Genomic DNA, 16,161 nt, shown 5'->3' on the forward strand with positions numbered 1-16,161 from the left:
GCTGATCGGATTGACCATCTTTATGCTCATTGCCATCTATGGAACCAGGCGGCCCCGCCGGTGTCAATGACCTCCCGGGTATTTGCGGCGGCCGGCCGGTGCGAAAGCATGGGCGCATGACAACTGGAACGCAGAGCGGCCGCGAAGTTATTGCGCAATTCCTCCCCCAATCGCCGTTCGTCGCGAAGCTGGGAATCGTCGCCGACGAGCTGGGCGACGACGAGGTGCGGCTGCGGCTGCCGTGGGATCCCAGCAATGTCACCGTCGGCGACATGGTCCACGGCGGCGCCATCGCGACGCTGGCCGACCTGGCCGTGATGGCGGCGGCGTGGTGCGGCGCGGACGCGCCCCCGCAACTGCGCGGAGTGACGGTGTCGATGGCGCTGGATTTCCTTGCGCCCGCGCGCGCCACCGACGTCATCGGGATCGGCCGGGTGCTGCGGCGGGGTCGGTCACTGATCAACTGCGAGGCCGAGATCGTCGACGCCGAAGGCACGCTGATCGCCAAGGCGCTGGCGACCTACAAGGTGGGCTGATCGGGACCGCTTCCGCTATAAGGTGACTTCCTCGAGCTTGCCGGTGGCGACGTCGAAGACGAAGCCGCGCAGCGAGACGTGCTTGGTGACGAACGGACTGTTCTCGATGCGGCGCAGCGACTGCCGGACGTCCTCGGCCGGATCGGGGAACGCCTCGGCCGCCCACGGCGGTTTGACTCCGGTCTCCTCCTGGATGGCGCGCTTGAAGTCGTCATCAGTGAAGGTCAGCATCCCGCAGTCGGAATGGTGGATCAGGATGATCTCGCGGGTGCCCAGCAGCCGCTGGCTGATGGCGAGCGAGCGGATGACGTCGTCGGTGGCGACGCCGCCGGCGTTGCGGATGACGTGGGCCTCCCCCTCGTTGAGGCCGAGGAGGCGGTAGACGTCGAGGCGGGCGTCCATGCACGCGACCACCGCGACGTGCTTGCTCGGCGGCATCGGCAGCGGACCGGTGAAACCGCTCGCGTAGTGGGCGTTATTGGCTAGGTAGTCATCGGTAACCGTCACGCACGCCTCCTCGGAATATCGCGGCCTGAAAATAACAACGTGCCGCCCGTAATTCACTCATGAAAATCAGCCGGATCACAAGGACGAGCCCGGCTGGTTAACCTGTCCCAATGCGGAACGGGCGGGCATGATCCGGTTTCTGGCGCGCCGAGTGCTCAACTACATCGTGCTGCTGGCGCTGGCGTCGTTTCTGACCTATTGCCTGACTTCGTTGGCCTTCTCGCCGCTGGACAGCCTGCTGCAGCGCAACCCACGCCCGCCGCAGGCGGTCATCGACGCCAAGGCCCACGCGCTCGGCCTGGACCGGGCGATCCCGATCCGCTACGCGCACTGGGCCTCGCACGTGGTCCGCGGCGACTTCGGCACCACCGTCACCGGCCAGCCCGTCGGCACCACGCTGTGGCGCCGCGTCGGAGTGACCCTGCGGCTGCTGGTCGTCGGCTCGGTGGTGGGCACCGTGCTGGGCATCGCGGCGGGGGCCTGGGGCGCGATCCGCCAGTACCGGATCAGTGACCGCCTCGTCACCATGCTGGCGCTGCTGGTGCTCAGCACCCCGTCGTTCGTGATCGCCAACCTGTTGATCCTCGGGGCGCTCCGGGTGAACTGGGCCGCGGGCGTGCAGCTCTTCGACTACACCGGGGAGACCTCACCGGGCGTGGTGGGCGGCTGGCACGAGTTGCTCGACCGGTTGCGGCATCTGATCCTGCCCACGCTGACGCTGTCGCTGATGGCCGCCGCCGGCTACAGCCGTTACCAGCGCAACGCGATGCTCGACGTCCTCGGCCAGGATTTCATTCGCACCGCCCGCGCCAAAGGCCTCACCCGCCGGCGCGCGCTGCTCAAACACGGGCTGCGCACCGCGCTGATACCGCTGGCGACGCTGTTCGCCTACGGGGTGGCCGGGCTGGTCACCGGGGCGGTGTTCGTCGAGAAGATCTTCGGCTGGCACGGCATGGGCGAATGGCTGGTGCAGGGCATTTCGACGCAGGACACCAACATCATCGCGGCGATCACCCTGTTCTCCGGCACGGTGGTGCTGCTGGCCGGCCTGCTGTCCGACGTCTTCTACGCGGCGCTCGATCCAAGGGTGCGGGTGTCATGAGCTCAGATGTGTCTGCGGCCCAGGGGCTTTCGGCGCCGGAAGAGGTGGAGTTCGCCTCGCGGCGCACCCTGGTGCTGCGCAGGTTCGCCCGCAACCGGCTGGCGGTGGCGTCGCTGGCGCTACTGGTGCTGCTGTTCGTCGGTTGCTACGCCCTGCCGTCGCTGCTGCCCTACTCCTACGACGACCTCGACTTCAACGCGCTGCTGCAGCCGCCGAACGGCCGGCACTGGCTGGGCACCAACGCGATGGGCCAGGACCTGCTGGCGCAAATCCTGCGGGGCATGCAGAAGTCGATGCTGATCGGTGTCTGCGTGGCGTTCATCTCCACCGGCATCGCCGCCACCGTCGGGTCAATCGCCGGCTATTTCGGCGGCTGGCGCGACCGGGTGTTGATGTGGGTGGTCGACCTGCTGCTGGTGGTGCCCAGCTTCATCCTGATCGCGATCCTCACGCCGCGGGTCAAGAAGTCGTCCAGCGTCCTGCTGCTGGTGCTGCTGCTGGCCGCCTTCGGCTGGATGATCAGCTCGCGCATGGTCCGCGGCATGACCATGAGCCTGCGCGAGCGCGAATTCATCCGCGCCGCACGGTATATGGGTGTCTCCAGCCGCCGGATCATCGTCGGCCACGTGGTACCCAACGTGGCGTCGATCCTGATCATCGACGCCGCGCTCAACGTCGCCTCGGCCATCCTCGCCGAAACCGGACTGAGCTTCCTCGGTTTCGGCATCCAGCCGCCCGACGTGTCGCTGGGCACGCTGATCGCCAACGGCACCCAGTCCGCGACGACGTTCCCGTGGGTGTTTCTGTTTCCGGCCGGGGTTTTGGTGCTGATCCTGGTGTGCGCCAACCTGACCGGCGACGGGCTGCGCGACGCGCTCGACCCGGGCAGCGGCGCCCGATGAGCCTGCTGGAAGTGACCGACCTGGCCGTCGATTTCCCGACCGACGGCCAACCGGTGACCGCGGTGCGCGGCATCAGCTACCACATCGAGCCCGGCGAGGTGGTGGCCATGGTCGGCGAGTCGGGCTCGGGCAAGTCCGTGTCGGCGATGGCGGTGGTGGGGCTGCTGCCGGAATACGCGCGCGTGCGCGGCTCGGTTCGGTTGCACGGCACCGAGCTGCTGGGGCTCGGTGACGACGCGATGTCGCGGTTTCGCGGCAAGGCGGTCGGCATGGTGTTTCAGGACCCGATGTCGGCGCTGACACCGGTCTACACCGTCGGCGACCAGATCGCCGAGGCGATCGAGGTGCACCAGCCGCACCTCGGCCGCAAGGCCGCCCGCGGGCGCGCGGTGGAACTGCTTGAGCTGGTGGGCATCTCGCAGCCAGAGGGGCGCGCCCGCGCGTTTCCGCACGAGCTGTCCGGCGGCGAACGGCAGCGGGTCGTCATCGCGATCGCGATCGCCAACGACCCCGACCTGTTGATCTGCGACGAGCCGACCACCGCCCTGGACGTGACGGTGCAGGCGCAGATCCTGGAGGTGCTCAAGACCGCCCGCGACGTCACCGGAGCCGGGGTGCTCATCATCACCCACGACCTCGGCGTGGTCGCCGAGTTCGCCGACCGGGCCCTGGTGATGTACGCCGGCCGGGTCGTCGAATTCGCCGGCGTGACCGAGCTTTACCGCGGCCGCCAGATGCCCTACACGGTGGGGCTGTTGGGATCGGTGCCCCGGTTGGACGCCGCGCAGGGCACCCGGCTGGTGCCCATCCCCGGCGCGCCGCCGTCGTTGGTGGGGCTCGAGCCGGGCTGCCCGTTCGCGCCGCGCTGCCCGCTGGTGATCGCCGACTGCCGCGCTGCGGAGCCGGAATTGGTCGAGGTCGGCGCGGACCACCGGGCGGCCTGCATCCGCACCGACCAGGTGGGCGAGCGCAGCGCCGCGGACATCTACGGGGTCAACACCTCCGCCCGGGCGGCCGCGACCGGCGACTCGTCCGTCGTGGTGCGGGTGCGCGATCTGGTCAAGACCTACCAGCTGACCAAGGGCGTGGTGTTGCGCCGCACGGTCGGCGAGGTCCGCGCCGTCGACGGCATCAGCTTCGAACTGCGACAGGGCCGCACCCTGGGCATCGTCGGTGAATCCGGCTCGGGCAAATCGACGACGTTGCACGAAATCCTGGAACTGGTTGCGCCGCAGGCGGGGTCGATCGAGGTGCTGGGCAACGACGCGGCTTCCCTGACCCCGGCGAGCCGGCGCGCGCTGCGCCGCGACATCCAGGTCGTGTTCCAGGACCCGGTGGCGTCCCTGGACCCGCGGTTGCCCGTCTTCGAGCTGATCGCTGAACCGTTGCGGGCCAACGGCTTCGGCAAGAGCGCCACCAACGCGCGGGTCGCCGAGCTGCTGGACATCGTGGGCCTGCGCCGCGCCGACGCGGCCCGCTACCCCGCCGAGTTTTCCGGCGGCCAGAAGCAGCGTATCGGCATCGCGCGGGCGCTCGCGCTGCAGCCCAAGATCCTGGCCCTCGACGAACCGGTGTCCGCGCTCGACGTCTCGATCCAGGCCGGGATCATCAACCTGCTGCTCGACCTGCAGGAGCAGTTCGGCCTGTCGTACCTCTTTGTCTCCCATGACCTTTCCGTGGTCAAGCACCTGGCCCACCGGGTGGCGGTGATGCATGCGGGCGCCATCGTGGAGCAGGGCGACAGCGAGGAGCTTTTCCGCAATCCGCAGCACGACTACACGCGGCAGCTGCTCGGCGCGGTGCCGCAACCGGATCCGGGGAAACATGTCTAGCCGGGGCGCCGAGACTGCGCTCAGGGCGTGGTTTGGGGCCAAATGCACGCTCTGGACTCAGGCTCGACGGGTGTTGAGCCTGTCGGTAATCGCCGGTTTGGCGCTCACCGGGTGCTCGCCGGCCATCAACCTGGCGGCCCCGACCGGCAACAACGCCTCGATCGGCACGACCAGCGACGTCAATCCGCAGAACCCGGCAACGCTGCAGGACGGCGGAAACCTGCGGCTGGCCCTCAGCGACTTTCCGCCGAACTTCAACATCCTGAGCATCGACGGCAACTCTGCCGAGGTCGCCGGGATGATGAAGGCGACCCTGCCGCGCGCGTTCGTGATCGGGCCGGACGGGTCGACCACCGTCGACACCGACTACTTCACCAGCGTCGAGCTCACCGGGACCAACCCGCAGGTGGTCACCTACACCATCAACCCGAAGGCCGTGTGGTCCGACGGCACGCCGGTCACCTGGCGCGACATCGCGAGCCAGATCCACGCCCTGTCCGGCGCCGACAAGAACTTCGAGATCGCCGGACCGGGCGGCGCGGACCGGGTTGCGTCGGTCACCCGCGGGGTGGACGACCGGCAGGCCGTCATGACGTTCGCCAAGCCGTACGCCGAGTGGCGCGGCATGTTCGCGGGCAACGGCATGCTGCTGCCGGCCAGCATGACCGCCACGCCCGAGGCGTTCAACAAGGGCCAGCTCGACGGGCCCGGCCCGTCGGCCGGTCCGTTCGTCGTGTCCTCGTTGGACCGGACCACGCAGCGAATCACCTTGACCCGCAACCCGAGCTGGTGGGGCGCGCGGCCGCGCCTGGACAGCATCACCTACCTGGTGCTCGACGACGCGGCCCGGCTTCCGGCGCTGCAGAACAACACGATCGACGCGACCGGGGTCGGCACGGTGGACCAGTTGACGATCGCCCAACGCACCAAGGGCATTTCGATCCGCCGCGCGCCGGCACCGAGCTGGTCGCACTTCACCTTCAACGGCGCCCACGGGGCGATCCTGGAGGACCGGGCGCTGCGCGTCGCGGTGTCCAAGGGCATCGACCGGCAGACCATCGCCAAGGTCGTCCAGTACGGGCTGACCAACAACCCGGTGGCGTTGGGTAACCACATCTACGTCGCCGGGCAGGAGGGCTACCAGGACAACAGCTTCATCGTCCCCTACGACCCGGCCGAGGCGAGCCGGGAATTGGACGGGTTGGGCTGGAGGCTCAACGGCCAGTTCAGGGAGAAGGACGGCCGCCAGCTGGTGATCCGTGACCTGTTCTACGACGCGCAGGGCAGCCGGGCGTTCGCGCAGATCGCCCAGCACAGCCTCGCCCAGATCGGCGTCAAGCTCGAACTGGTCGCGCGGTCCGGCAGCGGCTTCTTCACCAACTACATCAACGTCGGGGCCTTCGACATCGCGCAGTTCGGTTGGCTGGGCGACGCGTTCCCGCTGTCGTCGCTGACGCAGATCTACCAGTCCGACGGGGCGAGCAACTTCGGCAAGATCGGCAGCCCGGAGATCGACGCCGCGATCGAGCGGACGCTCGAAGAGCTCGATCCCGCCAAGGCGCGGGCGCTGGCCAACGACCTCGACAAGCTCATCTGGGCCGAGGGATTCAGCCTGCCGCTGACCCAATCCCCCGGTGACGTCGCGGTGCGCAGCACGCTGGCCAACTTCGGCGCGGTCGGCCTCGCCGACCTGAATTACACCGCGATCGGGTTCATGCGGAACTGAGCCGCCACCGCGAGAGCATGGGGACCCGCACGGCGGGCAGGGCGCCCTCGGCGATGGCGGCCACCCCGATCGCCTTCCACAGCAAGCGAATCGAGGGCCGGGGCGGGAGCGCATCCAGCGCCGGCGCCTGGGCGGCCAGGCCCTCGAGTTCGCCGCGGCACACCGCGCCGGCGATGGCCAGCGCCGCGGGTTCCCGAAAGTCGAGCGCGCTGTGCGCCATGGTGGGTAGTTTCAACAGCTCCGCCTTTGGAATCAGGGACGCCACCCGCTGGGCGACCGGGGGCGGGGTGATGAGATCGCGGCCGCCGGAAATCACCGCCGTGGGCCAGTTGAATCGCGGCAGCTCGGCCGGCAGGTCGTACGGCTCGTCCTCGAAAGAGACTTTCTGGGTGCGGGTTTCGCGCTCCGCGACGGCGGGGTCGAGCGGCAGGCCGTCGGGCTCGGCGGCGTAGTCGAGTTCGCGGAACGCGATGCGGCTGACCAGATCTTCCTCGTAGCGGTACGGCAGGTTGCCCAGGGTGGCGAACTGGGATACCGCCCACCACAACAACTTCCGGTTCTCCAGCAGCAGGTCGAGTTGGCGATCGAGCAGCGTGGCACCGCCATAGCCATAGATCGTCGCGACGACCTGGGTGGCCGCCGCCGTCATCACGCCGGCGTCCACGAGCTTGCGGACTTTGGGGGCCAGCGGAGCGGTTTCGGGGCTGTCGCCCCGCAGCAGCAGCCGGCGGATCGCCCGTCGCACGAGCACGATGTCGTGGCGGGACAGCAGCGGGGAATCCAGGACCATCGCGTGGACCCGGCCAGGATGGCGCACGCCGACCCCGGCCGCGATGTAGGTGCCGTACGACGTCCCATAGATGACGGCGGAGTCGACGCGGGCGTCGTCGAGCACCGCCGCCACGTCGTCGACGACCTGGTTCACGGTGAAGGCGCGCGGCGGCAGGTCGGCGCCCGAGTCGTCGTGGCGCGACAATCCGACACCGCGATGCTCGATCATGATGACGTCGAGGCCGGCGGCGGCCGCCCGGCGCCGCAGTCCCTTGTACATCTGGACCGACGCCACCCCGGGGCCACCCGGGATGATCACCAGCGGCTGGGCGGACTTGCGGCCGCTGCGCACATAGTAGAGGTCGAACTCTTCGGAGCTGTCGGGCGAGACCGGCCGACGCACCGGGCGCACGCCGGGCAGCGCGGCCAGCTTTTCCTGCAGCCGACGCCGTTTCGCGTTCATGGTCATAGCGATCAGTCCGCCACGCTTCCCGGTGACACCTTCGGAGAAATACCGTCGAGCGCTACATGCTAAACGTTGAGGTCAATGCGGTGGGCGTCGGTGACGCCGTCGTACCGGTCGGGGCTGCACGTCAGCACGATCACCTGTCCGTGCGCGCCCACGGTGTCGAAGACCCGCCCCATCCTGGCCAGCCGGTCGGGGTCGGTGAAGCCCAGGGCGTCGTCGACCACCACCGGAACGCTGTCCTCCTTGGCGACCAGCGCCGCGCCGGCCAGCCGCGCCAGGATGCCGAGTTGCTCCTTGGCCCCGCCCGACAACGAGTCGTAGGGCACCGTGACCCCGTCCAGCGTGCGGCTGCGGATGCACAGGCCACTGTCGATGTCGACCTCGAAGGTGGGGCCGAACACCGGGCGGCCGAGCCGCTGCAGTTCGGTGCGGTACGGCTCGACGTAGCGCTGCCTGGTGGTGTCGCGGTGGCGAGTCATGACCGAGCGCAGCAGCTGCGCGGCCCGCGCGCGGCTGCCGACGCGGGCGTGCTCGCCGGCCGCGTGCTCGCGTTCGGTCTGCGCGGCGTCCAGCTTGCCCTGGCGGCCCTCGGTGCCGAATACCGAGAGCTCGATGCCGATTTCGCGCAACGCGCGCGCGACGTCCTCGTAGCGGTCGTCCAGTGATTTCGATTCCGCTGTGGCGGAGGCCCATTCGGCGGCCACCGCGTCGGGCGCCGCGGCCGCCAGCTCGTCGGCCAGGTCGGCCACTCGACGCTCCGCGGCCTCGGCCGCTTTGAGCGCGGCTTCGGCCGCGGACGCGAGGTCCTCGTCGCTGACCGTCGCCCGCTCACGGGCGAGCCGGTCGGCGGCCGCGCCCAGCTCGGTTCGCTGGGCCGCCAACGTGTGTTGCGAAACCGTTGCCCACGTTGTCGACTCGGCGAGCGTGGCGACGGCGGCGGCCGCGGCACGGCGGTGCGCCTCGCACTGGCCGGTCGCATTCGCGCGGGCGGCCTCGACGGCCTCCAGTTCCGCGCGGGCGGCTTCCGGTGTCGCGGCATTGGATTCGGCGGGCTGATCGGCGCGCAGTTGGGCCAGCCGGGACCGCAGTTGATCGACGTGTTCGTCGCCGCAGAGCCCGGCCACGGTGGCGTCCAGCTGGTCGCGGCACCCCCGCAGCTCGCGGCGGCGCGCGTCGGCGGAGCGCGCCGCGGCCAGGTCGGTCGCACCGCCGGCCGCCAGCGCCGCGGCCAACTCCTCTTGTGCCGCAGCATGTTTGGCTTGGATTTCGAGGGTCGTCGCGCCGGGCGTGATCCGCGCGGTCAACAGGCCGGGCACCCCGACCGTGGTGGGTCCGGTCGCCGTGATCGACCAGCTTTGACCCGCGGGCAGCGACACCCGTTGGTCGCCGGCGGCGAGCTCGACGTCGGCGACGGCGGTGAATTCCACCGCGGCGGACGTCAACGCCAGCTGCCCGCCGATGCGGTGGGCGGCGGCCGCGGCGTCCTCGATGCGCCGCAGCAGCTCGTCGGTGATGACCACTGGGGCCAGCTCCGCGCAGACCCGGTCGCGGTCGCGGTCGATGGCCGCGATCTTGGCCAACCGGGCGGCCAACCGGTCGGCCTCCTCGCGGGCCGCGAGGTGATCGACGGCGCGCCGGGCGGATTCGGCGCGCCGCTGCAGGTCGGTCAGCAGCAGGGCGGCTTGCTCGGCGGCGGCGGCCGCGGCCTCGGCGTCGGCTTTGGCGGTGGCTTGCGCTTCTTCGGCCTGTTGCGCTTCGGCCGCTGCGGCGGCGACGGTCGCTGTGCGGCTTTGGATTTCGGTGAGCAGCCGCACGCGCCCGTCGTGGGCGGCGGCGGACGCGGCGCCGGTCGCGGCGGCGGCCTCGGCGACCAGCCCGGCCTCGCGCGCCTGGTTGGTGAGTTCGGCGACCCTGTCGGCGGCGGCCTGCGCGGCGACCAGCCGGGGGCCGGCGACGGCCCGCTGTTGCGAGAGCTCGGCCAGCTGCTCGGTCAGCTCGGCGTGGCGGCGGACCCGGTCGTCGACCTCGGCCACGGCGGCAACGCATTCCGCCACCGCGGCCTCGGCGGCGGCCAGCCTCGTGATCGAGGCGGCCCACTCGCCGGTGGGGCGCCCGGTGGGGGTGAAGTAGCGGGCGTACTCGGCGTCGATCCGCTCGATCAGCAGCGGCTCGGTACCCGGTAGCGCGCCGGTATCACCCGCCGCGACGTCGAGCGCGCGCGACAGCGCGTCGCATCCGGACAGATCGACCGCGGCGGTCGACGTGGCCTGCAGCACCCGCTGGGCGTGCCACAGGTCGTTGTCGACCGTCTCGGCGAGCATCGCGCGGACCCGTTCGTGGGCCTCGTCGCCGGTGAGCTGTTCCCGGCGCGGCGTGAGGACCGTCAGTTCCGTCTCGCATTTCTTGTGGAACCGTTTGCGGTAGACGAAACGGTAGGGGCCGCAGCTGATTTCGGCGCTGACCTCCGATCCGACGTCGCTGTGGGTCGGCTTGACCTGCTTGACTTCCTTCTTGGTGGAGCGGTCGCGCGATTCCAGCAGCAGATCGAGCGCCTCGATCATCGACGTCTTGCCGATCTCGTTGGCGCCGCTGACCACCACCACGCCGTGGTCGGGGAACTCGATTTCGCGGTGGGCGATGCCGCGGTAGTTCGTCAGGGCGAGGCGGTGCAGCTTCACGCGGCCCCCCGATCGGCCAGGCGCAGCAGCAGCGCCAGCGCGGCCTGCGCGTCGGCGGCGGACTCGGTGTCGCCCGCCCGCGCGGTTGCCACCAGCTCGTCGACGGCCGCGGCGGCGAACCCGCCGATGCCCAGGTCGGTGAACTCGCCGTCGGCGGGCACGACCGCCAGGTCGGTGTGGCTGTCCCAGGTGCGCAGGTGGGCGAACAGCCGCGCGTATCGGTCCAGGCACGCGTCCAGCGCGGCGCGGTCGGTGACCGTCAGCGAACCCGTGAGCGCCAACCGCACCACGGTCCGGTCCTTCTCGGTCATCAGGTCCAGGTTCATGTCGAGGTCGGCGATGTCGCGGCTGGTGTCGACCTGGCGGTGCAGGGTGACGAACCGCCAGCGGCCGACGTGCCGGGATTGCACCGTGACGGCGTCGACGTCGACGTCGACGTCGACGACGAGCACGTGACCCGGGTCGGACTCGACGTCGTCGAAGTTGGTGACCTCCGGTGAGCCCGAGTACCACACCCGGCCGCTCTCGCCGACCTGCGTGCGAGAATGCTTGTCCCCCAAGGCCACATAGTGCACCAGGCCGCGGTTGAGGGCGTCCTCGAGCTTGGCGAGACGGATCAGCGACGGCTTGTCGCGGTCGGGGTCCAGCACGTCGACGCCGCCGTGGGCGACCAGGATGCGGATGACCGGTTCCTGCGAAATGCGGTCGAGGACTTCGGCGGTCAGGTCGGTGGTCGGCGACTTGGACCGCCACGGCGCGGCGACGATCTCGAGCCCCGGCCTGACTTCGTGGACGCCGGCCCGGTCGAGCACGGTGACGTTGTCGGGACGTTCCGCGGTGAACAGCGCGCTGGTGTACACCGACGACGCGTCGAGCGGATCGTGGTTGCCCGGCAGCAGGTAGACGGGAATCCCGATGGCGCGCATGGCTTCCAGGGACTGTCCGACCACCTGCGGGGCCAACTGATTGTGTTCGAAGACGTCGCCGGCGACCACGACGAACTCGGCGCCCACCTCCGCGGCCAGCGCGCCCAGGCCGGCCACCGCGTCGCGGCGCGCGGCCGAATACCTCGGCTGCGCGTCGCCGGCGAGGAAGTGCCGAGTCATCCCCAGCTGCCAGTCGGCGGTGTGCAGGAAACGCATCCCGGCGGCCCCCTTTCGAGTGCGTGGCTATCTGGGCACCGCGAAGTCTAGGTTCGGGTACCGACAAGACGCGGGACGTCACCCGGCACGTCCGCGGTGGGCTGCGCAACGGCCCGGGCACGGGCGGCGAGCACAGCTCTCCTTGTCGAATCGCGCATTACGAACCGCGCGAGGTCGGCCCTCGTCTAGCATTTCCCCACCGAGAATGGGAGCCGCCGATGCCGTCGTCAGTGATCGCAGCACCCGAGGCTCTTGCGGCGGCGTCGGCGGATCTGACCGGTATCGAGCAGTCAATCAGGGCGGCCTCCGCCACGGCGGCTCCGTCGACGACGGCCATCGCCACGGCGGCTGCCGACGAGGTGTCGACGGCCATCGCGGATCTCTTCGGCGACTTCGCCGAGGAGTTTCAAGCGCTGACCGCGCAGACGACGCTGCTTCATTCGCACTTTGCGGGCACGTTGAGCGCGGCTGGAGCCACCTACGCCGCCGGCGAGCTCACGAATGTGTCGCTGCTGGTCAAGGGGCTGGAGCAGCAGTTCTTCGACGTGGGTTTCTTTTCACCGTTCACCTACCTGACCGGGCATCCGCTCTTCGGTGAAGGGGCCGTCGGGCCCGCCGTCACCGGGACCAGCGGGCCCGGCCTGCTCGGCAGGCTGCTCACCGGCTTCTTCAACGGGACTCTCGCGAGCCAGAGCGGCGGGGTGTATCAGGGGACGGGAACCCCCGGCCCGGTGACCGGGGTCCGGGAGGGCTTCTCCTACCTCAACCTCGCCGTCGGTCCCCAGGGCTACGACGCGCCCGCGCGCTGGTACTTCCCGACGCAGGCGGACGGTACGGTGAACGCCCGCGGCGTCATCTATTTGCAGCACGGCTTCCTGGGAACGGGCGGCTGGTACGGCACTCTGGCCACCGCCCTGGCGTACGGCACCGACAGCATCGTGGTCGTCCCCACCGTGTCGTCGATTCCGTTGCCGATGGGCGCCTGGCTGGGCGGCACGCAGATGCACCAGGCGGTGGGCTCGCTGTTCCTGGGCAACGAGACGGCGCTGAACCTCAGCGCGAACCAGGCCGGTTACCACGGCACGCTGCCGCAAAATTTCATGATCACCGGCCATTCCGCCGGCGGCGGCCTTGCCACGCTCGCCGCCGGCGACTACATCGCGGACCTCGGGGCGGCCACCGGCAACAACCACCTTCTCGGCGTGATCATGTTCGACGGGGTCGCAAATGACTCTTCGGCCTTCGCGGCGGCGATCGCCAACCTGAAGACGTTGAACATCCCCGACTATGTGGTGGCCTCGCCGCCGCAGCCGTGGAACGCCTTCGGCGCCACCACGAACCAGCTGGTCAGTCTGTACCCGGGGCAGTTCACCGGGGTGGAGCTGGTCAACGGATCGCATGTCGACTCGCTGCTGGGCAACAAGCCCGTCATCGACTTCGTCTCGCAGCTGGTCACCTCCTTCTCCCCGGGCGGCGACACCCAGGCCGTGTACACCCTGTCCACCGGCTGGATCAACGACATCTACACCGGGCACGGCCCGCTCAGCCCGCTCTACGGTCTTTACGGGACCACCGGCGGCTACCTGCCCCCCGGTGGCCAGCCGATCAGCCTGGGCCCGGCCACCGGGATCGTGCTGCCGGTGTGAACCCGATGAACGATCGGCACACCCTGCTGCTGATGCGGCACGCGAAATCGGACTACCCGTCCGGGGTCGCCGACCACGACCGGCCGTTGGCGCCGCGCGGCATCCGGGAGGCCGGCCTGGCCGGGGATTGGCTGCGCGCCAACATGCCACCCGTCGACGCCGTGCTGTGCTCCACCGCGACGCGGGCGCGGCAGACCCTGCAAAACACCCGCGTCACCGCCCCGGCGCGCTACAGCGAGTGGCTCTACGGCGCCGCCCCGGGGACGGTGATCGAGGAGGTCAACGCGACGGCCGAGGACGTCGGCACCTTGCTGGTCGTCGGTCACGAGCCGACGACGTCGGCGCTGGCGCTCCTGTTGGCCGACGGCGGCACGGACGACGCTGTCGTGGAACGCATTTCAACGAAGTTCCCGACGTCGGCGATCGCGGTGCTGACCGTGCCCTGCCCGTGGGCGGAACTGGAACCGGGCCGCGCCGCGCTGACGGGTTTCGAGGTCCCGCGTTAGCTACGAGTTCGTGGCGAGCGTCAGCTCCATCAGCTTGATGGCCTGCCCGCAGGCGTCGATGCCGGGCGCCTGCGGGTTGACCCACCAGCCGACCACGCCCGCCGCGTTGCTGGCCACGCCGCACGCGCCGTTCGGGTCGTCCGGGCGCATCACGATCGACTCGATGCCCGCGATCGAACGGTTCTCCACCTTGTACTTCAGGAAGTCGGCCACCTTGCGCTCGTTGCCCAGGCTGCCCTGCTCGAACCAGAAGCGCGTGATGTCGATCAGGCCGGCCGGATTGGCCGCCTGCCACCGGCAGATCGCGCCGACGAACGTGCTCTGGATGTCGAGCGGATCGGCGCCCACGGTCTTGGCCAGGATGTCGCTGGTCAACACCTCACATTCCTTGAGCAGGTTCGGATACTGCTGCTGGGAGTTGTTGTTGCGCGGGACGTTGCCGCCCGCCTTCACGGCGTTGCCCCCGACGGACCTCGAACAACCCGTCAGGACCAACAGCGCAGCGAGCAGCACGGCCGCGCCGGCACGGGCGGTTCTGATCATTTCGAGTTCGCAATCGATTGACGGGCCAGTTCCTTGGCTATGTCGCAGGGCGGCGGGAACGGCTTCTGGCTGAAGCTGACCGACCATTCGATGAAGTCGTCCTGGAACTGGACGCCCACTTCGCAGAGCGAGTCGCCCAGGTTGGGCTCGTTGCCGACGGCGATGAAGCCGCCGTGCCCGTTGATGTTGATGTCGTCGACGCTGGCGCGCGACAGCTCCTCGGTTTTGCGCTCGCGTCCGATCGGGCTGCCGCGGTACCAGGAAAAGGAAAAGTGCGGGCCCAGAATGCCGCCGCCCGCTAACCACTGACACCCCACGGAGTTGCGGGCGGTGTTCACCAGCCCCGTCACCTTGGTCAGGTCCGACACCGTCTGATCGCTGATGCCGCCGCATTGCGGGAACATCGGCCCGTGGTGACCCTCCCCGCCGCCAGGCGTCGACGATGCCGTGGCTCCCGGCTTGTTGTCGGAACCCGAGCAGCCCGCAACTGTCGGAATCAAGATCGTCAGAGCCGACGCCGCTAGAGCCAGCGCCCTCGCGCCTCGCCTACTGCTGGTCACACGATGCACTGTAGCGGCAGCCGGGGGGCCAACCGCGGACGCGGCGCGTGAGCAGGCATTTCGACGCGGTGGTCACGACCGCGGCGCCGGGCGTGTGCGACAGTTACGACATGCTCCTGGCACTGCTGCGCCAGTACATCCGGCCGTACCGCCGGCCGGTTGCGGTGCTGATGGCGCTCCAGGTGATCAGCATCCTGGCGTCGCTGTACCTGCCGACGGTCAACGCCGCGATCATCGACGAGGGCGTCGCCAAGGGCGACGCGGCCACCATCGTCAAGCTCGGCATGGTGATGCTCTCGGTCACCGGATTGCAGGTGCTGTGCGCCGTCGGCGCCGTGTACTTCGGCTCGCGGACCGGGATGGGCTTCGGGCGCGACCTGCGCCGGGCGATCTTCGAACATGTCACCACGTTCTCCGAGCGCGAGACCGCCCGTTTCGGCGCGCCCACGCTCTTGACGCGCAGCACCAACGACGTCCGGCAGATCCAATACCTGGTCCAGATCGCCGGCACCGTCCTGATCACCGCGCCGATCATGTGCGCCGGCGGGATCGTGATGGCCATCCACGTCGACGCGGCGCTGACCTGGCTGCTGCTGGTCAGCGTGCCGATCATGGCGGTGGCCAACTACCTGATCATGTCGCGCATGCTGCCGCTGCTGCGCCGGATGCAGGGCCTGATCGACGGCATCAACCGGGTGCTGCGCGACCAGCTGTCGGGTGTCCGGGTGGTCCGGGCGTTCGCGCGCGAGGGTTACGAGCGCGACCGGTTCGCGCGCGCCAACGCCGCGCTGTCGAACACGGCGCTGACGACGGGCAATTTGCAGGCGCTGATGCTGCCGGTGACCACGCTGACAATCAACGTGTCCAGCGTGGCGCTGATCTGGTTCGGTGGGCTGCGCATCGATCGGGGTCAGATGCAGGTCGGCTCGCTGACCGCATTCCTGGCCTACTTCACCCAGATCCTGATGGCGGTGCTGATGGCGACGATGACGCTGGTGGTGCTGCCGCGCGCGTCCGTCTGCGCCGAGCGGATCACCGAGGTGCTCGCGACCCGCGCCGCGGTGCAGGACCCACCAAACCCCAGGTTCCCGCGGGGCGGGATCACCGGCGTCGTGCGACTCGACGGGGCCAGCTTCAGCTATCCGGGTGCGGACCGCCCAGTGCTGCAAGACATTTCGCTGACGGCGCGGCCCGGCAGCACCACCAGCGTCATCGTCGCCATCAGCACCGCCATCAGGATC

General features: G+C 69.7%; 14 protein-coding genes. 8 read left to right on the forward strand and 6 right to left on the reverse strand.

What is annotated here, in order from left to right; translation table 11 throughout:
• The first annotated feature begins 116 nt into the window (after positions 1-116).
• Positions 117-536: a PaaI family thioesterase gene (locus tag A5787_RS09950; RefSeq protein WP_066965339.1), complete on the forward strand. Its 420-nt coding sequence runs from the start codon at positions 117-119 to the stop codon at positions 534-536.
• 15 nt (positions 537-551) lie between these two features.
• On the opposite strand, the gene A5787_RS09955 is transcribed toward A5787_RS09950, so the two are convergent.
• Entirely contained in the window at positions 552-1,043 is a 492-nt protein-coding gene (locus A5787_RS09955) for a carbonic anhydrase (RefSeq protein WP_066965341.1), read from the reverse strand.
• A 127-nt stretch (positions 1,044-1,170) separates the two neighbouring features.
• Between A5787_RS09955 and A5787_RS09960 the strand changes: the two genes are divergently transcribed.
• Genes A5787_RS09960 through A5787_RS09975 form a run of 4 tightly spaced genes read left to right on the forward strand, consistent with a single transcriptional unit; the run spans position 1,171 to position 6,605 of the window.
• Entirely contained in the window at positions 1,171-2,145 is a 975-nt protein-coding gene (locus A5787_RS09960) for an ABC transporter permease (RefSeq protein ID WP_066965344.1), read from the forward strand.
• The gene (locus A5787_RS09965; protein ID WP_066965347.1) at positions 2,142-3,047 is read left to right on the forward strand and encodes an ABC transporter permease; all 906 of its coding nucleotides are present in this window, start codon (positions 2,142-2,144) and stop codon (positions 3,045-3,047) included. Before A5787_RS09960 ends, A5787_RS09965 begins: the two co-directional genes overlap by 4 nt.
• Complete coding sequence (locus A5787_RS09970; RefSeq protein WP_066965350.1) at positions 3,044-4,879, forward strand: ABC transporter ATP-binding protein; 1,836 nt, start codon at positions 3,044-3,046, stop codon at positions 4,877-4,879. Before A5787_RS09965 ends, A5787_RS09970 begins: the two co-directional genes overlap by 4 nt.
• Positions 4,872-6,605, forward strand: coding sequence for an ABC transporter family substrate-binding protein (locus tag A5787_RS09975; RefSeq protein ID WP_082977143.1), 1,734 nt, complete (start codon positions 4,872-4,874; stop codon positions 6,603-6,605). The genes A5787_RS09970 and A5787_RS09975 overlap by 8 nt, the downstream gene beginning before the upstream one ends.
• On the opposite strand, the gene A5787_RS09980 is transcribed toward A5787_RS09975, so the two are convergent.
• The 3 genes from A5787_RS09980 to A5787_RS09990 form a co-directional block, all read right to left on the reverse strand.
• Entirely contained in the window at positions 6,592-7,845 is a 1,254-nt protein-coding gene (locus A5787_RS09980; RefSeq protein WP_066965356.1) for an alpha/beta hydrolase, read from the reverse strand. The two genes, A5787_RS09975 and A5787_RS09980, sit on opposite strands and share 14 nt — an antisense overlap.
• 62 nt (positions 7,846-7,907) lie before the next feature.
• Positions 7,908-10,523, reverse strand: coding sequence for an ATP-binding protein (locus A5787_RS09985; protein WP_066965359.1), 2,616 nt, complete (start codon positions 10,521-10,523; stop codon positions 7,908-7,910).
• The gene (locus A5787_RS09990; protein WP_066965362.1) at positions 10,520-11,665 is read right to left on the reverse strand and encodes an exonuclease SbcCD subunit D; all 1,146 of its coding nucleotides are present in this window, start codon (positions 11,663-11,665) and stop codon (positions 10,520-10,522) included. Before A5787_RS09990 ends, A5787_RS09985 begins: the two co-directional genes overlap by 4 nt.
• Before the next feature lie 218 nt (positions 11,666-11,883).
• Between A5787_RS09990 and A5787_RS09995 the strand changes: the two genes are divergently transcribed.
• Both A5787_RS09995 and A5787_RS10000 read left to right on the forward strand, forming a co-directional pair.
• The gene (locus tag A5787_RS09995) at positions 11,884-13,311 is read left to right on the forward strand and encodes a PE domain-containing protein (RefSeq protein ID WP_066965365.1); all 1,428 of its coding nucleotides are present in this window, start codon (positions 11,884-11,886) and stop codon (positions 13,309-13,311) included.
• Between the two features lie 5 nt (positions 13,312-13,316).
• Entirely contained in the window at positions 13,317-13,817 is a 501-nt protein-coding gene (locus A5787_RS10000) for a histidine phosphatase family protein (RefSeq protein ID WP_066965388.1), read from the forward strand.
• Here the strand turns inward: A5787_RS10000 and A5787_RS10005 are convergent, their stop codons facing one another.
• Together A5787_RS10005 and A5787_RS10010 are read right to left on the reverse strand one after the other, a co-directional pair.
• Entirely contained in the window at positions 13,818-14,360 is a 543-nt protein-coding gene (locus A5787_RS10005; RefSeq protein WP_066965368.1) for a DUF3558 domain-containing protein, read from the reverse strand. It lies immediately after the preceding gene.
• Positions 14,357-14,920 (reverse strand): DUF3558 domain-containing protein, encoded by a 564-nt coding sequence (locus tag A5787_RS10010; RefSeq protein ID WP_156763867.1) that lies wholly within the window; start codon positions 14,918-14,920, stop codon positions 14,357-14,359. Before A5787_RS10010 ends, A5787_RS10005 begins: the two co-directional genes overlap by 4 nt.
• A 110-nt stretch (positions 14,921-15,030) precedes the next feature.
• Here A5787_RS10010 and A5787_RS10015 point away from each other — a divergent pair.
• The coding region (locus A5787_RS10015; protein ID WP_197507054.1) for an ABC transporter permease at positions 15,031-16,161 on the forward strand (1,131 nt) is incomplete at its 3' end.

This window comes from Mycobacterium sp. 852002-50816_SCH5313054-b (assembly GCF_001667185.1).
In the GTDB taxonomy this organism is placed as follows: Bacteria; Actinomycetota; Actinomycetes; order Mycobacteriales; family Mycobacteriaceae; genus Mycobacterium.

What these genes read in the sequence shown, in the direction of transcription:
- A5787_RS09950 (WP_066965339.1), top strand. Translation starts at nt 117, where the DNA reads ATGACAACTGGAACGCAGAGCGGCCGCGAAGTTATTGCGCAATTCCTC.
- A5787_RS09960 (WP_066965344.1), top strand. Translation starts at nt 1,171, where the DNA reads ATGATCCGGTTTCTGGCGCGCCGAGTGCTCAACTACATCGTGCTGCTG.
- A5787_RS09965 (WP_066965347.1), top strand. Translation starts at nt 2,142, where the DNA reads ATGAGCTCAGATGTGTCTGCGGCCCAGGGGCTTTCGGCGCCGGAAGAG.
- A5787_RS09970 (WP_066965350.1), top strand. Translation starts at nt 3,044, where the DNA reads ATGAGCCTGCTGGAAGTGACCGACCTGGCCGTCGATTTCCCGACCGAC.
- A5787_RS09975 (WP_082977143.1), top strand. Translation starts at nt 4,872, where the DNA reads ATGTCTAGCCGGGGCGCCGAGACTGCGCTCAGGGCGTGGTTTGGGGCC.
- A5787_RS09980 (WP_066965356.1), bottom strand. Translation starts at nt 7,845, where the DNA reads ATGACCATGAACGCGAAACGGCGTCGGCTGCAGGAAAAGCTGGCCGCG.
- A5787_RS09990 (WP_066965362.1), bottom strand. Translation starts at nt 11,665, where the DNA reads ATGCGTTTCCTGCACACCGCCGACTGGCAGCTGGGGATGACTCGGCAC.
- A5787_RS09995 (WP_066965365.1), top strand. Translation starts at nt 11,884, where the DNA reads ATGCCGTCGTCAGTGATCGCAGCACCCGAGGCTCTTGCGGCGGCGTCG.
- A5787_RS10000 (WP_066965388.1), top strand. Translation starts at nt 13,317, where the DNA reads ATGAACGATCGGCACACCCTGCTGCTGATGCGGCACGCGAAATCGGAC.
- A5787_RS10005 (WP_066965368.1), bottom strand. Translation starts at nt 14,360, where the DNA reads ATGATCAGAACCGCCCGTGCCGGCGCGGCCGTGCTGCTCGCTGCGCTG.